This is a genomic window from Sporosarcina saromensis (genome assembly GCF_054901285.1).
Genome location: NZ_CM142738.1, coordinates 2,614,138 through 2,633,652 on the forward strand (window position 1 = coordinate 2,614,138; position 19,515 = coordinate 2,633,652).

Below are 19,515 nucleotides of genomic sequence, written 5' to 3' on the forward strand. Positions count from 1 at the left end.
TCCTTATATGTCGCGCCAATGGCGCCCGTATTGTTTTGCGTGCTGTGCCGTCAGCTTGCGGTTGTTGTAGCGCGCAGGCGACGGTGGTTTCATGTGCGCAATAAATGCCGGCTGTAGTACGCCTGCTGCGCGCAATGACACGATTGCGTAATGCTGCGGAAGTCTAACCGCCTGCTCTAGCGGTATAGTGTCTTCGAATCTATGCGCGGACAGTTCGAACGTCTTATGATGATCGTTCGCAAATAGGAATTGCTGGACGCCGCCGCCGAGCAGGTTCTCTTGTAACGTCTTAGGCAGTTTGTTCCAATGGTGAAACGCGTATAGACTGCCGAGCCGTTCCTTGCGCCCTTCCGTGCCTATGCGCCCCATTAGCTTTGTAAGACCTTCCGACGCGTACTGCTCCGGCTCGTTAAAGACGATGAAACAGCCGTTTGCTTGCGCGTCTTTCGGCATCAGCATGCGCGTCATAAACGTCTTTAGCGTAATCCAGTGCGTCAACGTGCGCGTCGCAACTTCACCTAGCTTGCGGTTAGGTACGCGCAGTATAATTACTTTGCCTTCCGCCATCCAGCGCGCAAAGTCTACGCCCTTGTGCGGTGCTTGCGCGAATATATCGTGCAGTCTATCATTGCCAAAGAACGCGTCCAACCGGTCGAGTATTGCGGCAGCCTTACCGCCAAGTTCGTCGTTGTTGCCCCAGGAAGCGAGTTCACGCGCAAGTCTTTCGTTATTTTCCGCAAGCAAACGTTCAATGGTCGTAAGCCTAAAGTCCTCGTCCTCGATAATACGCTTAATGTTATATAGCGAGCCGCCCGACGCCTTCGCAGCTTCGCGCAGGTAGCGCCGTGACCGCGTGTGATTACTGAGGTCGATTAAGTCAATTACTTCGTCCGCAAACCTTGACGCGCCCAAACGGCCAAGCGCCGTGACTACTTCCGTCAAGTCTAGTGGTATGACATGCTCGCCGTCAGCCAAGTCGAGGTCTACTACCTTTTCCGCAGGTAAGGAGTCGCGCAGTCCGTCCGCCATGCCGCGTATGCCCGGCTCGTCAATTGCGTCAATAACTACCGCCGCTATGCCGTGCGTCATACAGCCGTCGATTATCCAATTTTTAATCGCTGTATCTTTGCCTGCGCCTTGCCCTCCTATAAATACGTAGCCGCGATATAATGCGTCGGGGCTGTCTACCGGCATATCTACGTCAATCGTGCGGTCTTTTATGGACGCCTTGCCGAGCGGTATGCCGTTACCTTGCCGCAATGGCGCGGGCACGTCGACTTCAATGCGATACTTCGCGTCTAGTGCGTCGGCATAGCGCAATTGTAAGTCGCGATTCGGAAGCTGTAGCGCTAACTTCGCAATTTCGTCCGTTGATGTTAAGTTTACGTTCGGATCGAGCCGAGTATTACTGCGCAATTTAAGATTGTTTAACTCGCCAATCGTTTTCTTTGCGGCATTACCGCGCAATCTGACGCCTAGCAGTTCGTTGTCCTCCGCTGTGTCTGCGATGCCTGTGGAAAGCGTGTCAGCAAGCGTATCGCGCGTTAAACGGTCGTGTGAGTGTGCGGCGACTCGTATGTGCGTGCGGAATACGGGCAAATTAACTTTGTCGGTTGTCGAGCCGCTTATTTTACTAGCGTTAATAGCGTCGACTAATAACGTTTGCTTGTCGATGACTTGCTCTTTTTTAAACGGTTTATCCGACTTATAAAGCGTATTCTGTAAGGCTTCCATAATATCGACTAGAAGCGAATGTACTTCGTTTACCGCCGAAGCAATGCCAGACTTTAGCATAGGTACGAATTGACCGACGCCCATACGCTGTGGTACTTTCCCTTTAGATAACTTCTCACGCGCCCACAATGCGTTCTTAGTCCACTTATTGCGCGCTTCATGGTCGGCGCAAATAGACAGCCTTGCAATGTCGCCATCATACGTAAGCTCGTCAACCGTATTTAGTAGCGTCGCGATAGGTGTTTGTCTTTCGCTAGTGTTCGTATTTAACGAGAACATATCGTGCTTACTATAGCGCAATTCCTGTACGATCGTGTTTTCTTCCGGCACCTCCACGTCGGCAAGTGACGCTTCTTTCACGGTAACGTGCATCATGTTTTCGAGCCGACGTTTTAGCTTTTCCGCTTGAAATTCGGAAGTGCCTACGTAGAATTCAACCTTACGCTCGCCGCCAACCATGCGGAATACTACGTCAATCCACAGCGTATCTTTTTCGCGATAACTAAACTTTAAGCCTTCGCGTTCTAGCCGTGACTTTGGCGACGCATATAAATCGTACATCTTATGAATACTACGCCACAAACGCTTTGTATTGCCCGCCACATTTGCGTGCGGTATGACGCGATAGACGACCATTTCATTCGGCACGTAAACGACTTCAATCCTCTTACTGCGCCACCACGGCGTCTTGATTTCCGTGGCAACAACGGGTAGCAATGGTTCGCGTAGTGCTATTTCATACATTAATACACCGCCTCTAGTATGCATAATGCCGCAATAGTGCCGCCTGCAAGCACGCCCATTGGCTTTAGAATACCGCCGCGACCCACCATAGAGCCGACAATGACGCAAGCGCCCGCAACTAACGTGCTATAGCCGATAATGTCCGGCAATGATACGACGAACCAGTCCCAAGCCGCAGTGCCAACATCAGCGAAGAATTTCCCGACACGTGGGCCGACTTGATCCGCGATATACTCGTCGCCCGGCTCGATGATGTGTTTACGCTCCCATTCCGCTATACGTTCGTTAATTCCGTCCCAAAAATTCTGCATATTAAAGACCTCCCGTATCTGGCGTTAACGACTTTAAGAAGTCGCGCAAAAGGATTGCGTTGCGTATGACGATATAGCCGATTGCCGAGCCGAGCATTACTTCTAACGCCTTTGGACGATTGCCTAACGCCCATGCTGCGCCGGCAAAGATAATAACGAACACTACTCCGCGGTCAGCGACATCTAAAACCGTGTGATAAACACGCGCGAAAGTATCGCTGGATTGCGCCGAAGCAGTGGACGGCACGATGAGCGCCGTCGCCATTGCGGACATACCTCCATATATACGTTTGGCGTCCGACGGAAATACGTACTCACCGTTAATACACTGCGCCACTTCAATACGTTTCTTCTTCGCCAATAAAATCCCCTTTCGTTGTTTAAAATCGGAATACACGCGCATACTAACCGTACGACAACGTAGAAAGTAGGTGCTTCGCATGTTTCTCGGAATAGGCTTTTTGATCGGTGCTGGAATCGCTGTAGCCGCGACAATATTTGCGCCTTAAAACAGTTTCGGACCGCTAAAGCCGCCGTCCCGTTTGAGCTGCGCCAACTTGTGCTGCGCCGTAATCTCCGCAGACGACTGTGTAGGCGTAGCGGGCGCATCTTCTTGCGGGGCTTCACGGGCTTCTTGCGGTTTCGTACCCGCATTGATATCCGCCGCAATCAACCGCTTGACGTAGCCGCTAAAGTTACGCCGCTTAATTGCGCTTAACATGAGCGCGTCGAGCGGGTTTTTTACGTTGAAGCTCACGCTCTTAATTACCTTATTCGACATAGGCGTCCGCCTCCTTTGCGTTTAATACATAGTATGACCGCTATTGCCGAAATGTTACTCATGCAATTAAAAAAGACCGGGACATTTGCCCGGCCAGTCTTGGATTCGTTATTAACGTGTCGTCCCGTTATTTAACGATATGCGCGTAGTATGTAAAGTGTGACTACAATCAGCGGTAATAGCGAAATAAAAAAAGGGCGACCACCTCCGCAAGGGAAGTAGTCGCCTGTCTGTCGTTATATACGCTTGCCTTCGTTAAGTCCCGCCGCCGCAATCAGCGCAGTCAGATAGACCGCCGTGTCGACCGTCATCTTGCCCGCCCGCACGTCCGCTTCATGCTGCGCCGAGCTAAATACGCCCTTGTCGCGCGCTAACTTAAATACCGCCGCCATGTCGTCAGCCTGCCGTGTGTTCAGTTGCAAGTAACGCACCTCCTGTTCGATTGTAGACGAAATATTAACGCTTCCCGCCTTCTGCTTTAACCCGAAATGCGCCGCAATACCGTCAGCAATTGCGTAGCCTTGCGCCTTTAAGCGCGCAGGGTCGCGCATCGCCTTAATATCCGTACGCGAGTCCATAAAGCCGCCCTCGGTCAGTACCGCCGGCATCCGTGATTCGCGCGTCATATGGAAGTTCGCCGCCTTAACGCCACGGTCGCGTAAGCCCATCGCCGGCACTATGCGCGTGTGTATAGCTTGCGCCAACGCCTTTGACGCCGCGCTTGCCGTGCCTGCCTGAACGTATGTCTCAACGCCGCCGCCCGTGTGCCAGACGGCTTTAAGCGCGTTATGGTGTATGGAAACGAGTGCGTCCGCGCCCCATGCGTTAGCCTTGTTAGTGCGCGCGTGTAAACTGACGTCCGTCTTGCCGGTCGGATCGTCGAGCCTGCGTATTTGTACGCCGTCGTACGTAGACAAACGCTCGGCGCACGCAATCAATACAGCGTTGTTAAACGACCATTCGCGCTCGTCGTCGGGACTGCGCTTGCCGGGCGTGTGTAGCCCGTGACCTGCGTCTAACGCAATCTTAATCATACTGACCGCCGCCTAAACGCTTGTAGCCTAGTGCGCGCTCGCTGTCGTTAATGCCGTCCGTTGTCGGGTCAATAATAACACCAGCCGCGACAAGTACGAACAGTAGCAAGTCGACGAACGTGTTGTATTTGCCTGCGTCCCATACGCCAAACTCGCCAAGCACAAAGCCCACCAACGCAAATAGCGCTACCCAAAAGGCGCGTGACTGTAAACGTATTCTCCAGTTAATTCGCATGTAAAATGCCCTCCTTATTTATTTTCTACGCGATCTACGCGTTCATTTATCGTAACGATTGCATCTTTCGTCATCTGAACGTCTTTCTCGATGCCGATAAGACGACCGTTAATCGACGCTTGCTGCGCTTCCGTAGACTTTTGATCGAGTCTGATTTGTTCGACTCCGTGACTAATGCTATCGAGCTTAGTCGACAGTATTGCCGACTCTGTTGCGCGGCCTGCTACGTCCTTGTCGCGTGTACGCATGAAGCCTACGTAGCCTAGCGACATACCTACGATTGCGCTTATTAATCCGATAGTTACTTCCATTACCGTTTACCTCCCCGATATTTCGTGTTATACTAGTTGCAACCGCCATTATCACCCGATAGATGACGGCTAGGCACGGGCGCAATCCGTGCCGTTTTTTTTATTTGGGACGAAAAAGAACGTCCACATGGGCGTTATTGCTTACATATTTCGTGTTACGAATAATCAACAGTAGTGTCCAACATCGCAGTGATTCAGATATAACTTACAGTGTTGTAAGGATAGTCGTATGCTTTATTTAGCTGCTCGAAAGTTACTCCTTCAAGCCATCCTTCAGATAATCCTTTGTCTACCTCTGAGATAAAGTGCTTCCAATTATCGTGAGTAATATCACCGGAAACATTATCGGCAACCCCGTGAGTGTAGCAAATATATAGTTGATGCGTCTTCTTCAATTTAGCAAATGTATCGGTTATTGCCTGTTTCGTTTCATTGTGAATAGGTATTCTAGGGGTATTGTATCTGTTTAGGAACGGGAACACGCCTAGAATATATCTTCCACCTACTGGCATTGAATATGCAGGAACTAAATCACGAATAGAAGCATGCGCAGGAGCATTGTTTTGCAAGAAGGCTGCTCTCCAATGTCTTCCACTATATCCTCTTTGGGAAAGCCACTTTAGTGCTTTCATGGTTTCTATTCTAAGTTCAGTCGGCGTCATTGTTGAGTTTTGACCATCAAAACTATGGAAGGAGATACTGTTGTTATTTTCTTTTGATAATTGTATAATTTCACTCTCGGTTAACTGTTCACTAGACTGTCCAATGTTAGTTCCTAATGTGCTTATTCTCAATGCCCATGTCACTGGTATATTCCTAGCCTTTAAATCTTGGTATGCAGTATTGTAAAATGATCGATATTGAGCGTCTTCCACGAAAAGAATTTGTGCTTTAGGAAAAACCTCTCCTACAACCTTTCCTACAGTTACAGATGTTGTGTCCGAAGTAGTAACCATAACACGAATTTTATAGACAGTGCCCCAATTAGTTAGATTTTCAGCAGTTTGAGCATTCATTGCTGCATGCCATCGTATGTGATTCCATCCGTTTTTTAAACCTTCGGCAAGGACACTGTCTGACCGATTACTTGCTGCCTCCCATTTGATAGTAGAGTCGGCGCTTGCATATACCGATACCTCAACAAATCTGACTTTAGATGCGTCTTCTAAGTAAATCCATATTCCAATCGCACCCATATTAGGAGTGATTTGTGGAACAATAGCTGGAGTAACATTAAGTTGAGCCGTTACTGCGCCTGTAATGTTCAATTTATGACCTCTTGACCCCACTTTATAATTAACTGAGTCAAAAGAGTGCGTCGCATTAGATACAGTAAAAGTCTCATCTTCTTGACATCCGATAAGTACAGCCTCCGTTGAGCGAGAAACGTTATGATTCTCCTTATCTGTCAACTGTTGAGTAACTTTATCAAGACGAGCATTAAGATTTACCTCTCCGCCACGTGCTTGTACGACTTCGGGATTGTTACTTCCAGCTTCCGCAACTACTTGGTCAAATTGCGACTGTACCGTTTCTGCCGTCGTCTTTGCCGATGAGGAAATCGTCTTGGCCTCGCTCGCCTGCGTCTTTGCTTCGCCTGCTACTGCAACCGCATTACTCGCGTCAGTCACCGCCGCATTCGCCGCAGTCTTGGCACGATCTGCGTCCGTCTTAGCCGTAGCCGCATCTGTAATCGACTGCTCGATTAACGGCTTTTTATCCTCGACATATTGCGCTGCCTTTGCGCCCGACTTACTGCCTTTATCATTTGTCCACGCCATTAAACACGCACCACCAATCTGTAATCGTCAGTTGCCGTAACTTGGACGGACGTGAACGGCTCAAATAAGTCGTCAAAAGTCTCGCCCGGCTTAACAGTAATTGTGAGTCCGTGAATCATAAACGTTAAATCCGCAAGCCCGTCGTTTGTAATTGCGAATCCGAACGCTTTTTCACTGTAATTACGTACGACGCTTGTCGATCCGCTATAAGTGTCAAAAATTGTCCGACCTTTTTCGATAAAACTATTGGCTCCGTCGCGTCCTTCGATGACCTCGTAGCGGTCGTAAGTACGGTTATAGTACTGTGGTGCAGGCCTATTCTGCGCTAATACTAGCGGTTTATCTATTGCTGACATGTCGCATTACCTCCTATTTTTTTACTGATATATAAAACAACTTTCCCAACATGCGGAAATGTTTCTACGCGTAAGTCTGCGTATGTCACTTCGTACTCAAAGTGATAAACGCCCGGCACGTCCGTATCTCCGTCAGCAAATACAAAAACAACGTAGCCGTCGTCCGTTACCGTAGCTTCTCGGCATATGACCGGGTGCCCCGCTGCGTTCGCAATCTTTAGTCGGACGACGGCGCCAGTCAAATCGACGGGCAAACGATCTACCGTCGTTAACTTTGCGCGCAATGCGTGGCGTGTGTCTCCTTGTTTAATCTGCAGTAGCAACGTGTATCACCTCCGTATGTTCTTCGTCTTGCTGGAATTGCGTTATAAAATGATAATGAGTAAATACGTCTACTAACGTAACTTCCACGTTGTTACCTACTACATCTAATTCAATCATCCTATCGCCCCCAATACTAAGTCGCCTAATACCGCCACACGGTCGCCCGACTGCGGGGTATACGACGCAAGCTTAGCGTACCGTTTACCGGACGGTATAGATTCTCCGTCAAATACAAGGTTTGGTTTGCCGCCCACGTAGCCGTCAGCAATCGTTGCGTAACGCAATAGCTTAGGCACGTCCCCCTTATAAAAAGCGTCCAAAAAATCGTCTATCCTCAAGGCGTCACACCTCCTACGTCTACGATCTTGCGTAATTCGTGCGTCATCGTTCCGCCAGTCTGCAAGTCCATTGACCAGCTCAGCTCTACGTATTTACCGTCGATTCCCAGCGGACTATATTTAAACCGCAGTACATCCGCATAGCCGTGCATAGGCATTAGTTGCGTCTTAAACCGTATGCGCCCATATACCTGCGACGCCTCGAACGCAATCCTACGCACATAAGCATCCAATGCTTCCTGCGACGCAATATCGTCTAGCTCGCGTATATCAACGATGTTACGGCCGCGCGAGACAGTAGACGTTGGTGATTCCGGGTTATCGTTAATGTACGTAGACATGAGCGGAGGCTCGTCGGGATTCGATCTTATCGCGGTAAAGACGTTGTGTACGTCCATCAAGTCGAGTTCTTCTTCCGCGCCTATTAACGTAATAGATTGCGCATCGTCCGCATACGTATATTCCTCGCTACGCTCCGCAGGCGACCTATATTGGTACGTTGTATAGTAGCCGTGGACATCTACGTGCATCGGCACATAATTTAATTGCGTCAAAAGTTCGTTGACTGCACGCAACTTTTCGACCCCTGGCGCGAACTCAATATCGCGTGTCAAGGTTGCGTCCGTTTGCTCGATGTTATATTGAGTAATGCCTGCGCTTGTCAATATCGCTATAATTGCATCGTAATAACTTGTGCCTTCCGTTATGGCATGTCGGTCTGTAAACTTGTCATCGCGCAAGACGATCAGCCCGTCGTAAGCCTCTACTTCGCGCATTACGGCAACACCGTCGTCCTTACGTATAGGCGATGAAAGTAAAAAGACGCCTAGCGGGTACTCGACCCACCCTTGCGTCTGTTCATTGTCAACAGGAGTTACTTCTGCTGCGTGTATATGCGAGAAAAATGCGTATTCACGCGCAAGCACACGACTGGCCGGCATCTTAATACGCATATAAGGCTTAATGCGGTCGTTTAGCCAGTTAATTTCGCCTGCGTATTCTTCCGCAATAGTAAATACCGCCGAACGCTTTATAGTCGCGAGCGAACTGTGGTCTATACGCGCGGACAATACGCCGTCAATATCGCCTTTAACTCGGTTAAGACCGTCCAGCAGTTCATATCTAAAGTCGTATGTCAAGTGCGGCGAGTGTAACGCCGCTACGACTTGATCGCGCGTATAGTTGCCGTAACTTAAATCTAGCAAACGCTACACCTCCTCGTTAAAGTCTGTCTCTAAAAATGTCACGTTTGCACTTGATACACGGTAATTCTTATCAATGCGTAAATTGAGTATGTGACCTACGAGTAAGTTACCGTCTTCATCCCGGTAACAGACTGTTTCGCGCGCATTGACAAATCGCCGCAATACGTCCATATCTTCCATGCCTTCGCGCGACTGTATACGCACAGTTAGCGAATGTTCTTCGGCGGGACCGAATCTTACTACGGGCGACCTGCGCCCTGCGAACTGCATGACGGCTGAGTCCGGCTCGTACTCCTTTTCGTAGCCCGTGCCGTTATATTTAAAGTTAAATAACGTCAATTCTGCGTCGCGTACTGCGTGAATCCATGCGCCACTAAACGTAGTGGACGCAACTATCGAGTCGGACGTAGATGTAGTTCCATTATCGCCCAACGCCTTAAAGTAATAGCGATAACTCTCTCCGCTCTTTACGTGATAATCGTTAAACGCTGTAATAACGTTAAAAGCCACGCGTACCCACTGATTATTAATCATCTTAAATACATCGTAAGATTCTACCGTGGGTTGCGTTCCGGTCGGTTGTGGAGATTCGATATTAAACGCGATAAAGCCGTCCGCTGAATAGGCGTTTACCACGGGTTTAGCGGGTGGGGTGTAACTTACTAACACATCTTTAATAGCGTATGAGCTGTATAGCCCACCGCCGTCCATGATACGGACTTTAATGCGATAACGTCCGCCATTAACTAAGTCGACTCCAATTGTCCTTGCTTTCGCGGTAGAAATGACGTTGCCTGTGTCCCACACGATTGCGCCTAAAGAATCCTCAACGACAATCTGATACATTTGTTGCGCTCCACTTGCCCATTGGATGACCGGACGGGCTACGCTGACTGTATCACCCGGTTGTATGATTGTCGGCGTGTTAGTTGGTTCGGCAGCCGAAAAGACCGCAACACTCGACCACGGACTCGTTAAGCCTTGTTGGTCGGCTGTCTGTACCATCCACTCGATATTTCCTGCAGGCAGGGTGTTGGCAGAAAACACATAGCGTTGCGACTGTCCAACGATGTTAACGGTTGTCCACGTCGCGTCACCTTGCGCCCGCCATCTTACTGTTGCCGCTGATTGCAAGTCGTTAGGATTAGGATCATTATGACGCCACACTAACTCCTGCGGTATGGTGCGGTCCACAATCGTACCTTTAGGACTGATTGTAGACGGGGCGTTAGGTGCTACGTTGTGTTGGATAGTAAATACCCCCGCAGACTCGACTTGACCTACGAATAAAGCGCCATCATATGCAGACACCCGTACTTTAGCTAGACTTGTTTCGGCCACGGTTGAGAAGTCAAAACTTGTTGAAGAAGCTGTTATACCGTTGTCTATTATTGACCACGTTTGACCGTTGTTTAGTGATAATTCTACTTTATAATTTAGCCCCTGTGCCGGCACGTCCCATCCAATCGACTTGACGCCGTTCCACGATTCTCCGCCGTTTGGAATCAAATAAGAAGGGTTTTGCGCTGGTCTTTCCTTAACATACCAGTAACCGCCGCTGCTTCCGTTATCCGGGTACGTGCCTTCCTCAGCAACTATATGCTCAATGAAAGAGCCTTTACGGTATGATGCTGGCATGTACGTCGAATCACCCGTCACCCTAGTGATGCGACCTCCGCTCGAAGTCCATCGTGTCACACTCGACGAACTCCCGTCATAAACGGTACCGGTATAATGTTCATCTATAGCCCCCGCACCACTGTAAGAAATAACCCCGGTACTACTGTTTATCGAGTAACTTGAATAACCGATATACTGATAACCTGCGGCAGGGTATGAAGTGGACGGTCCCCACGATACATAGTAATAACCGCCTGAGGTACTAATAGTATTTTTACTGTAAACAAATAAAGCCATCTACTCACCTCCTATCTTTTGCGAGTCTCTTGGCGTAATCTACTTACAAATTCAACCACACTATTAAACTCGCCAACCGTTTTAGCGTCTATTGTAATATTCTCGAAAATAATCGTATCTCCGCCCGATCCGACTGTTTGCGTACTTCCAACTCGCGAAATACCGATTCCGCTTACTGGCGTACTATAGCCCGACACATGCGGTCTTTCCGGCGTCATCCAGCCCGTAGCCGCGTCCGCCGTATTAACGACAGCGCCGCGCATGGACTCCATACCGTCAATCCATCCGCGCATCATATTGACGCCAATAAAGTCACGCATCCATCGCGACGGCGAGTGTATATTAAACGCGCCCGCCATTGCCGCCTTCACTGCGTTAGCAATCGCCTTAGCTTTCGCAACTAGTGCCGGCTCCATCGACGCAAGGCCGTCCATAAGCCCTTTGCCCGCGTTCTTGCCGATGTCTTTTAGCGACTTTAACTCGTCATTTGTCGCCTTTGTAACGGACTGTATACGCTTAGTCCATTCGCCGCGCAACGCTTCAAGTTCCTTGTTAGCCGCCTCGCGCATCGTCTTAATGCGTTGTTCCGTGTCAGACTTTAAGCCTTCGAGTTCCTTCGCCGCCTGTTCGCGGGCAAGACTGAACTTTGCGTTGTAAAGCCCTACGTACTCGGCAAGCTGCGAATCTGATAGACTATTAAGCGCCTGTAACTCGCCTACTGCCTTCGGGCCAAGCGCTTCCAATTCCTCCAGCAACGCCTGATCGTCGATACGCGCGCCCAATGATTCGAGTGTAGCGCGCCATTCCGCCAAGCCTACGACTTGCGAGCGTAGATTGTTCAGCAAGTCGACGCCGCTTTTTTCCATTGACTTCGTAAATTCCTCGAAGATGCCGGAAAAGCCGAGGATAGCTTGTACGCGCGAACTATATGCGCTGTTGTATTCGTCGTTCAGATTGCGCTCATTAGCCGCCAAGTCGTCGTTAATTCGTTGCATCTTTCCGAGGAATTCCTCGTTAGTCGACGTAATTTCGTCATTAATCGCTTTGAGCGTCTTTTGGTACGCCTGCTGTGCTTCGACGCGTTCTTTCGTGCCCGACTTGAATAGCGCGATAGACCGGCGCCATACTTCGGATTCCGCGACGAGCGACATTTGCTCAAGCGACTTTTTGTCGTCGACATAACGCTTGATTGCGTCTAACCGCTCCTTCGCATTGCCCGCTTGTATTTTCGCGACTGCTGCGCCGTGCTTGCGCTCTAATGCGACTAGCTTTTCGCTTGCAGACGCCGTAATATTAGCAATGCGCTGATGTTCAGCCGCCGTAAGATTGCGCTTCTTCGCCTTTGCTTGCGCGTATATTGCCGCAATGTCACGGTGCTTCTTAGCGACAATCGCCTTTTCCTCCGCCGCCTGCTTGTTTGCGAGCGCCTTGATTTCTGCGCTGGACGCCTTAGCTACGCCTGCAATTGCGTTGCTGACGCCCTTGATTGCCGCAATGTTAGCGCTCTTGGTCGCGGCGATTCCGATAGCTGCGCCCTCACCGATGTACTTACCCAGCTCCATCATGACGCGCGACGGAGATTTAATTTTAAAGAACGACTTGAATGAGCCTTTAATATTACCTGCAATATCTTTGACGGCTGTTCCGACGGAATCAATCATAGAGCTGATACCATTAACGAGTCCTTTGATTACGTCTATACCGATTTGCTTCATTTCGTCGGGATCGAAATACTTCTTAATATTGTCCCAAACGCTGCCAACAACGCCTTGAATCGTTTCCCACGCACCTTCCCAATCGCCTTGAATCAGTTTTAAAATCGTTTGGATAGTGCCTAGTACGATGTCAATTGCGGTTGAAACAATCGTCTTAATGGCGCGCCAAGCAATATCGACAATCGCTTTAATTTGCGGCCACACTACTTCGAAAATACCTTTAATGACGCCCATTACGCCTTTAATAAGCTCCCAAATATTACCGAAGTGTAGCTTGACTACCGCCATTATTTGCGCGCCGTTTTCGTCCCAAAAGTCTTTAAACTTGCTGAGTATGTCCGTTCCGAAGCTAACTACGTCTTTTAAGATGCGCGTTACCGTATCTTTGACGTTATTAAACGCTTTGACCGTAAAGTCCTTAATCGCCGCCCACGCCTTGTCGACCATATTGCGAAACCATTCGACTTTGTTGTACGCGACTACTAGCGCCGCACCTACCGCAATGATAGCCGCAATAGTAAGTCCAATTGGGCCGGTTAGCGCCGCGAATACTTTAGCTACTGCGCCGAAGCCCGTGATGATTTGCGGTATGAATCCGATTAGTAAAAGTAACGGACCAACCACTAAAGCAAGTGCGCCGGCTATCGCTATGGATAGCGCAATAGTCTTTTTGACAGGTTCGCTCAATCCGTTAAATTTGTCCGCTAGGTCTTGCAAGAAACGGACAGCTTCTTTAATGATCGGTAGTAGTGCGTATCCTACTTCGGTCATGACTTCTTCAAACGCGGAAGATAAGTTCTCTAATTCGCCTAGTAAGTTATCTTTCATCGTATTGCGCATATCAATTAAGGCGTTATCCGAGTCTACTATTTTACCTTTTAGCTCGTCGTACTCTTGACCCAATCCGCCTAACATAGCACTAAAAGCCTTGCCGTGTTCTAATCCGGCTATCTGCGTTTGATAATGCGCCCGTTCTTTGTCGGAAAGACCGCTTAATGCGGATTCCACTTCCTTCATAACCGTTTCCATGCCTCGGAATTTGCCTTGACTGTCAAACGCGTTAACGCCTAATTGTTTCAGCGCCTTTGCCGACGGTCCGGTAGATGCCGTTAAACGCGTCATAATTGAGTTAAGCGCTGTACCTGCTTCTGAACCTTTGAATCCGCGATTCGCTAGTATTGCGAGGAAAGAGTTCGCTTCTTCCAGCGGTACATTAAATCTACTAAACGTTCCGCCCGCGATGACAAACGCTTCCATCAGCGCGTCAATATCCGTGTTTGCGGACGCTGACGTTTTAGCGACTTTATCGAGATATCCTTCTAGGTCGCCTACCTCAATGCCAAGCGCCGACATTGAATCCGTAACTAGGTCGGAAGCCCTACCCAACTCAAGCGCACCGGCTTCCGCAAGGTGTAGTATCGGACCAATACCGCCGAGCATTTGTTGCGTGTCCCATCCAGCTAACGCCATGTATTCGAGTCCGCTCGCTGCTTCTGACGCACTAAAAGATGTAGACGCGCCCCAATCACGTGCAGCCTTAGTGAGCGCGTCCAAGTCCTTACCTGTCGCGCCCGATACCGCCGCAACCTTTGACATGCCGGCTTCGAAGTTAGCCGCAACCTTTATTGATTTTCCGAATCCTGCCGCGACTGCTGCTCCGAAACCTGTAATGACTGCGCCTGTACTTTTAAACGCGTCAAAGGTCGCTGCGTTCTTATCCGCAAAGCCTGATAGTTGATTAGACGCGTTTTTCATTTCGCGACTAAAATCCGTTATATCCGCGCCGACCTTTACGAGTATATCGTTCAATCTGCGTCACTCCTCTCTCCAAATAGCGAAAACTGCGCCATCCATTCGCTCGCCATTCGGCTTTTTTCCAGTAAATCCGCTGTCTTTTTCTCCGCCGCTACTGCGTCGACTGGTCGCTTAAACAAGTCGCCTACTTTCGGTCGTTTCGACCTGTGCGCACCTTCACGCATGACTGCCGCAAATGCCATACGCTCGTACTCGTCAAACTGACGTTCCTGCTGCGCCCGCATAAGTATTTCAAACTCACGATGCGTCAGCTGTTCGACCTCGAAAGGCTTTAGACCAAGATAGCGCCAGCCGTCCGCTTTCGCCTTTTCCAAGTCGTTCAGACCACGTAGGTACCGCGGAGTTATTTCAGCAGTTGGTCGATTGCTTTGCGTGCTTGCTTGTTGTCCTTCAGAAGTTTTTCCACCGTCTTCTTGTAGAAAAAACTTTGCGTAATTACCTCGTTAGACAGTTTTAGGATTCCGTCTAAATCAAGCTTTTCGTTAGCTGTCGCATCAACGATAGCTTCCTCAACCTGCGCGAAAGAGAAGTTTTCCTTTGTGTGGCGTAATCCTGCGTGAATGATATGTGGGAACAAATCTAGGTCTCCCATCATCGCTTTACCGATTACATCAAAAGAACCTCCGTCATAAATTGAGTTAAGATACTGCGCAGCCTTCAGGTCGATCTTCAATTCATATTCCTTACCGTTAATTTCAAAAGTAGCCATTAAGTATTCCTCCGTTTTAATAAGTATTTTTGCGAAATAAAAAAGACGGGCAAAGCGCCCGCCGTTCGCTAGTCTTAGTTAGCAGGCGCGCCAGTCGGTAATTCCACTAGCGTTTCCGGTGTTACTACGCCGTTTAACGTGCCTTCTAGTGAGTACGTCGCAAAGTCGCCGTTACCGTATTCGCGGTTAAAGGACGAAATCATATACATACCGTGTTCAGCCTTCTTCGTGCGCGTGTCAATTTCGTAAATCTTAACGAATTCTTTCGTACGGATTGCGTTGACGATGTAGTCGATAAACTCGTCACCTTCCGTTAAGATTCCTTCAAGTGATACAGACTCGGTGATTTTACCGTAATCTGACCCACTCTTATCCTTCGTGTCCAAGTCGATAGAATCCGCGCTAATTTCCTTTGAGCCGCCTGTTTGGTTAAATGGGCGGATAACGCGATTTGCCAATTCGTCAGGCACCTCTACCGCAAAAATCTTTTCTTCGCCTCTATATTCGATTGCCATTCGTATTCCTCCTAAATGTTATTTGCGTGTAACTGTCGCCACTTCGACGTCAAAATACACGCGATGATAGTCCGCCTGCTTACTGATGTCCTCGGCAGGCATCGGCACAACGCCGGTTAATTCGCACATAAAAACGCCCTCCGCAACGAAAGGCGTTTGTAGCGTGTCATAATAGGTAAATTCGTCAAAGTTAAAAATACGCTGTAGCCGTTCTTGATTAACCGATAACTGTACGCTATTTACGTCGTGCAAGCCGATTTGATAGCGATACGTAACGGCAACAGCTTCGCGCCCCTTCGACAGTATTGCATTGCCCGCAGGCATTTGCTCGACTGTGACGTACGGCTTTTCCGCCGGCATTTTGTAGCCGTCAAATACGAGGTCTACGCGCATGGCCATGGCGTCACGCAAATGCATTACGATTGACCGGTTTAGTCCGTGCTGATGTATTACCATTGCGAAAACTCCTTTCGGATAGCCTCGCGGTAAGGCTCGCGGTTATTCCAAACCGACCGCCGTATAAAGCCTTTTTGCGACTTATGTTCGTACTCCTGCCGCCGCGCATACGCCAAGTCCGAGCCGTACTGCCATACGCCGTTTTCGACGCGTTCCGGGCTTGCCGCAATACTATTACGCAGGTCACTACTTTTGACGGGCGCCATTGCCGCCGATTCATTCGCCATTTTACGCGTGTACGTTTCCGTAATCTTGTCCGCATTTTGCAGCGCCTGTGTTCCGGCTTTCTGCGCTAACTGCTTCATTACCGCGTCGAGTCCCGTTACATTTACGTTTAATTTCATACGATCAACCGCCCAACGTACTCAATTCGATTGCGTGCGCCAATACCTTTACGGTCGCCGCCGAGTAATTCGTATTTAGCGCCGTCTATTACTACGCGCGTTAGCTTATCCGCAATGTCGCTAATGGCGTCCAGTTTAACGTCGACTTTAACGTCACCCTGTTCGTACTCAATGCCGCCCTCAACGTAACGCGAGCCGTCCTTAGAACGAATGGAAATTTCGGTCACGACGGCGCTAATGTCGCGCGGTACTTCCGTTTCGCTTATTACTTCGTTTGTAAAGTCGTCGTAAATGCGCTCAACGTAAATCACGCGCACGGGGCGTTTTCTTAATTCGTATATTTCGTCTTGTGTATCGCGCATATATACCAAGTCGCCTTGCGTTAACATCCGTCATAACCACCTTTCGTCTAGGACGTACGTGATGTAGCCCGTGCAATTTACGTGTGGCATCCATATTTCCGTGTCGGTCGTCTTAAATACGCCCGTACCCTTGCCGTAACGATCCTCGCCTGCAAGCCGTACGCAAGACTTCGACCGCTTGACGCCGTGGTGAAACTGTACCCAATGTATAATGTCGGACTCACGCGCATTGTATGTCGTAGCCGCGCGTCGAGCCGTAACTGATTCATTGCGCGCTAACCGCCGGATTTTCCACGTTTCGTTGTCGTAAACCTCACGCAACCTTGGTACTAGCGCATTAATACCGTCGCCTTTAATAATGCCGCTGCGTAATACTGTCGCAAGGTCGTCGCGTATCTCGCCGGACAGACCCCATATACGGTCGGATAGCACTAGCCCGTCGTCGCCAAACCGCTTGGTAACGTATTTAACGACTTGCCGATTAATGCGGTCAAAGTTGCCAACGCCGATGCCGATTGCCCCCGCAACCCTAGCCGTAGTCCACTCGCTCGTATCTTCGATAATCTTTTCGAGGGCTAGCGTGCCGTGTTTGCGTATAGAGCGTTCGATTTCGTCTAGGTCGCGCAGTAAACGCGCCGCCCGTTGCCGCTTGATAATGCCGTCATCGCCTGCGTAGTCTGCCAGTAGTTCCGCCAGTTCTCCGCGTACTCGCCCGATTTCTTTGATTGCATACGCCTGTTGTCGTTTAGTTAGTGCTTCATAATCACGTTCCATTCGCGCGAATATCGCATCGAGTTCGGCTTGTGTCGTTAGTATTTTCGCCATGAATAACGCCCGCTTTCTCCGCTCGGAGGCGACGTGTGCGGTCGATCAATGCGGCGCATTACGCGATAAGCCGTACCATGCTGCGTCGCCACTTCTTTGTCGTACTCAGTCTGTAAGTCGCGCGCCAGTTTTCGGTAATTGTCCGCAACCATCGACTTGTCGACCGATTCCTCGCCGTCCGTAAATTTAAAGTAATGCGCGACGGAAAAAGCGACTTGCCATGCGCCTTGTATTTGCGCGTAAAGTATTACGAGCGTAGCTTTTGCGTTGGGTACGTCCGCCGACGGCTCAAAGCCGTGATAGTCTAGCGCTTCGTCGACGAGTTCCTGCGCGTCTGCCATTGTAAAATTTGGTACGCCTTTGAAACGTCTATAAAGACGCTCTACTAAATCGTAACTAGTCGCCATCGGCGTTCCTCCTTTATTTGTCCTTCTTTTTAGCCGGTGCTTTAGCGGACTTTTTCGGCGCTGACTTGCCTTTTTCATCCGCCTTAGCTGCTGGCTTTTCCGGCTTTACTTCGTCTAGTAACTCGACGTACTTGATTGCCGCGAGTCTTTCTGCGGTATCTGCGTCGAGGGTAATCGTAGAGCCGACGGCATGGCCGTTAATAACCGCCGTCGTCTTTACGTTATATTTGCGCGACATTATCCTTCGAGAACGTCAGCATAAAGCAATAGCGACGGGTTTTCGATAACCGGGAAACCTGCCGCAGCCGTGCGCAAGATAGACTGAATAGGCTCGTTCTTGTCGTACGCTTGAAGTACGATGCCCGGTTGGAAGTTGTTCTCGACTGTTGGTCCGAGTTTGAACGTTCCGATTCCGTTAGAAACGAAAAGTACGCGGTTTTCCGGGTAAAGCGTAACCGTGTTAAGTTGACCCGTAATTGGCGACTTAACTTTCGCAGTAGTCTTTTTGACCAATCGCACTGGCGGTAAGCCATACGCGCCCAATACACTGTTAAGCTCGTCCGCATTGACGCGTGTGCGTCCGCTAGTCGTTGAGCCTGCGACTTCGTTTACAATGACAGCGTTCTTCAATAGCAACGCTTGTACCTTCCGCGTCAAGTAGATTGCGTCCGCTTTCTTACCGTTCGTTTCTTCGTACTGCTCGTTCCACGCGATTAGGTCACCGATAATGTCGTGATCCGCGTTAGCCCACGTATTGACGCCAGTTAGCGCAACCTTGTGTTCAGCCGGCATGTCGTCCGTAAAGTCAATCGTAATCTTGACGTTATTATCGTCATACGTAACTTTACCCGTTCCGATTGCTTGTAGCTTCGCCAAGTTCATACGGTCGCGCGTTTCTTTTACCATCTTCGCTCCGTTCACCGTGATTGCGTCGATAAGCGCTTTAAATTCGCCATCGTTACGCGGATTGTGAAGCTTTAGTAGTTCGTTCTCCGTGATGATGTCCTTCCAGCCGAACTTAGCAACTTCGCCCATTCTGCGTGCTACTTCGTCACGGTCGCGGATTGGTGGTTCTGCGCCGAACCCGATCATTGCGCCCATTTGTGACGTCGTTTTGACGACATTGTACGCGAACTCCAAGTCATAGTGATTCTCGTCCGGCAAAAAGCCTAGAATATCGTCTTGTACTTCGTATGCCTCTTTATCTACCTCGCGTGCTAATGCTCCTAGTGCTTCCGGTTTAAATTCTTCCAAATGCGTGATTCCCGCCATTTTTCATCTTCTCCTTTAATGTCA

At 49.4% G+C, this 19,515-nt stretch carries 25 protein-coding genes; all 25 read right to left on the reverse strand.

Annotated elements, in window-relative coordinates; translation table 11 throughout:
* Positions 1 to 3 precede the first annotated feature (3 nt).
* Positions 4 to 2,478 carry a type IV secretory system conjugative DNA transfer family protein gene (locus tag ACVHUV_RS13160; protein WP_462084870.1) on the reverse strand — a complete coding sequence of 825 codons (2,475 nt, stop codon included), beginning with the start codon at positions 2,476 to 2,478 and terminating at the stop codon, positions 4 to 6.
* Entirely contained in the window at positions 2,478 to 2,789 is a 312-nt protein-coding gene (locus tag ACVHUV_RS13165; RefSeq protein ID WP_462084871.1) for a hypothetical protein, read from the reverse strand. Before ACVHUV_RS13165 ends, ACVHUV_RS13160 begins: the two co-directional genes overlap by 1 nt.
* Position 2,790: 1 nt before the next feature.
* The gene (locus ACVHUV_RS13170; RefSeq protein ID WP_462084872.1) at positions 2,791 to 3,186 is read right to left on the reverse strand and encodes a hypothetical protein; all 396 of its coding nucleotides are present in this window, start codon (positions 3,184 to 3,186) and stop codon (positions 2,791 to 2,793) included.
* Positions 3,187 to 3,294: 108 nt separating this feature from the next.
* A complete protein-coding gene (locus ACVHUV_RS13175; protein WP_462084873.1) occupies positions 3,295 to 3,570 on the reverse strand; it encodes a hypothetical protein in 276 nt (91 codons plus the stop codon).
* Between the two features lie 236 nt (positions 3,571 to 3,806).
* Positions 3,807 to 4,604: an N-acetylmuramoyl-L-alanine amidase family protein gene (locus ACVHUV_RS13180; protein ID WP_462084874.1), complete on the reverse strand. Its 798-nt coding sequence runs from the start codon at positions 4,602 to 4,604 to the stop codon at positions 3,807 to 3,809.
* Positions 4,597 to 4,839, reverse strand: a complete 243-nt coding sequence (locus ACVHUV_RS13185; protein ID WP_462084875.1) for a phage holin — start codon at positions 4,837 to 4,839, stop codon at positions 4,597 to 4,599. The genes ACVHUV_RS13180 and ACVHUV_RS13185 overlap by 8 nt, the downstream gene beginning before the upstream one ends.
* A 14-nt stretch (positions 4,840 to 4,853) precedes the next feature.
* Complete coding sequence (locus tag ACVHUV_RS13190; protein WP_462084876.1) at positions 4,854 to 5,150, reverse strand: hypothetical protein; 297 nt, start codon at positions 5,148 to 5,150, stop codon at positions 4,854 to 4,856.
* 194 nt (positions 5,151 to 5,344) lie between these two features.
* Positions 5,345 to 6,931, reverse strand: coding sequence for a hypothetical protein (locus ACVHUV_RS13195; RefSeq protein ID WP_462084877.1), 1,587 nt, complete (start codon positions 6,929 to 6,931; stop codon positions 5,345 to 5,347).
* Complete coding sequence (locus ACVHUV_RS13200) at positions 6,931 to 7,287, reverse strand: hypothetical protein (RefSeq protein WP_462084878.1); 357 nt, start codon at positions 7,285 to 7,287, stop codon at positions 6,931 to 6,933. The genes ACVHUV_RS13195 and ACVHUV_RS13200 overlap by 1 nt, the downstream gene beginning before the upstream one ends.
* Positions 7,275 to 7,610, reverse strand: coding sequence for a hypothetical protein (locus ACVHUV_RS13205; protein ID WP_462084879.1), 336 nt, complete (start codon positions 7,608 to 7,610; stop codon positions 7,275 to 7,277). The genes ACVHUV_RS13200 and ACVHUV_RS13205 overlap by 13 nt, the downstream gene beginning before the upstream one ends.
* Entirely contained in the window at positions 7,594 to 7,728 is a 135-nt protein-coding gene (locus ACVHUV_RS13210) for a hypothetical protein (protein WP_462084880.1), read from the reverse strand. Before ACVHUV_RS13210 ends, ACVHUV_RS13205 begins: the two co-directional genes overlap by 17 nt.
* Entirely contained in the window at positions 7,725 to 7,949 is a 225-nt protein-coding gene (locus ACVHUV_RS13215) for a hypothetical protein (protein ID WP_462084881.1), read from the reverse strand. Before ACVHUV_RS13215 ends, ACVHUV_RS13210 begins: the two co-directional genes overlap by 4 nt.
* On the reverse strand, positions 7,946 to 9,154 hold the full coding sequence (locus tag ACVHUV_RS13220) for a hypothetical protein (RefSeq protein ID WP_462084882.1): 1,209 nt from the start codon (positions 9,152 to 9,154) through the stop codon (positions 7,946 to 7,948). Before ACVHUV_RS13220 ends, ACVHUV_RS13215 begins: the two co-directional genes overlap by 4 nt.
* A 3-nt stretch (positions 9,155 to 9,157) precedes the next feature.
* Positions 9,158 to 11,071 carry a fibronectin type III domain-containing protein gene (locus tag ACVHUV_RS13225; RefSeq protein ID WP_462084883.1) on the reverse strand — a complete coding sequence of 638 codons (1,914 nt, stop codon included), beginning with the start codon at positions 11,069 to 11,071 and terminating at the stop codon, positions 9,158 to 9,160.
* 11 nt (positions 11,072 to 11,082) lie between these two features.
* The gene (locus tag ACVHUV_RS13230) at positions 11,083 to 14,595 is read right to left on the reverse strand and encodes a phage tail tape measure protein (RefSeq protein ID WP_462084884.1); all 3,513 of its coding nucleotides are present in this window, start codon (positions 14,593 to 14,595) and stop codon (positions 11,083 to 11,085) included.
* On the reverse strand, positions 14,592 to 14,915 hold the full coding sequence (locus tag ACVHUV_RS13235) for a hypothetical protein (RefSeq protein WP_462084885.1): 324 nt from the start codon (positions 14,913 to 14,915) through the stop codon (positions 14,592 to 14,594). Before ACVHUV_RS13235 ends, ACVHUV_RS13230 begins: the two co-directional genes overlap by 4 nt.
* A 29-nt stretch (positions 14,916 to 14,944) precedes the next feature.
* Positions 14,945 to 15,310, reverse strand: coding sequence for a tail assembly chaperone (locus ACVHUV_RS13240; protein WP_462084886.1), 366 nt, complete (start codon positions 15,308 to 15,310; stop codon positions 14,945 to 14,947).
* Between the two features lie 74 nt (positions 15,311 to 15,384).
* On the reverse strand, positions 15,385 to 15,825 hold the full coding sequence (locus ACVHUV_RS13245; protein ID WP_462084887.1) for a phage major tail protein, TP901-1 family: 441 nt from the start codon (positions 15,823 to 15,825) through the stop codon (positions 15,385 to 15,387).
* A gap of 18 nt (positions 15,826 to 15,843) precedes the next feature.
* The gene (locus tag ACVHUV_RS13250; RefSeq protein ID WP_462084888.1) at positions 15,844 to 16,281 is read right to left on the reverse strand and encodes a hypothetical protein; all 438 of its coding nucleotides are present in this window, start codon (positions 16,279 to 16,281) and stop codon (positions 15,844 to 15,846) included.
* Positions 16,275 to 16,625, reverse strand: a complete 351-nt coding sequence (locus ACVHUV_RS13255) for a hypothetical protein (RefSeq protein ID WP_462084889.1) — start codon at positions 16,623 to 16,625, stop codon at positions 16,275 to 16,277. Before ACVHUV_RS13255 ends, ACVHUV_RS13250 begins: the two co-directional genes overlap by 7 nt.
* Positions 16,622 to 16,942 (reverse strand): hypothetical protein, encoded by a 321-nt coding sequence (locus tag ACVHUV_RS13260; protein WP_462084890.1) that lies wholly within the window; start codon positions 16,940 to 16,942, stop codon positions 16,622 to 16,624. Before ACVHUV_RS13260 ends, ACVHUV_RS13255 begins: the two co-directional genes overlap by 4 nt.
* Before the next feature lie 75 nt (positions 16,943 to 17,017).
* Entirely contained in the window at positions 17,018 to 17,812 is a 795-nt protein-coding gene (locus tag ACVHUV_RS13265; RefSeq protein ID WP_462084891.1) for a hypothetical protein, read from the reverse strand.
* Complete coding sequence (locus tag ACVHUV_RS13270) at positions 17,797 to 18,219, reverse strand: hypothetical protein (RefSeq protein ID WP_462084892.1); 423 nt, start codon at positions 18,217 to 18,219, stop codon at positions 17,797 to 17,799. Before ACVHUV_RS13270 ends, ACVHUV_RS13265 begins: the two co-directional genes overlap by 16 nt.
* A gap of 13 nt (positions 18,220 to 18,232) precedes the next feature.
* Positions 18,233 to 18,457 carry a hypothetical protein gene (locus tag ACVHUV_RS13275; RefSeq protein WP_462084893.1) on the reverse strand — a complete coding sequence of 75 codons (225 nt, stop codon included), beginning with the start codon at positions 18,455 to 18,457 and terminating at the stop codon, positions 18,233 to 18,235.
* Positions 18,457 to 19,491: a major capsid protein gene (locus ACVHUV_RS13280; protein WP_462084894.1), complete on the reverse strand. Its 1,035-nt coding sequence runs from the start codon at positions 19,489 to 19,491 to the stop codon at positions 18,457 to 18,459. Before ACVHUV_RS13280 ends, ACVHUV_RS13275 begins: the two co-directional genes overlap by 1 nt.
* Between the last annotated feature and the right edge of the window lie 24 nt (positions 19,492 to 19,515).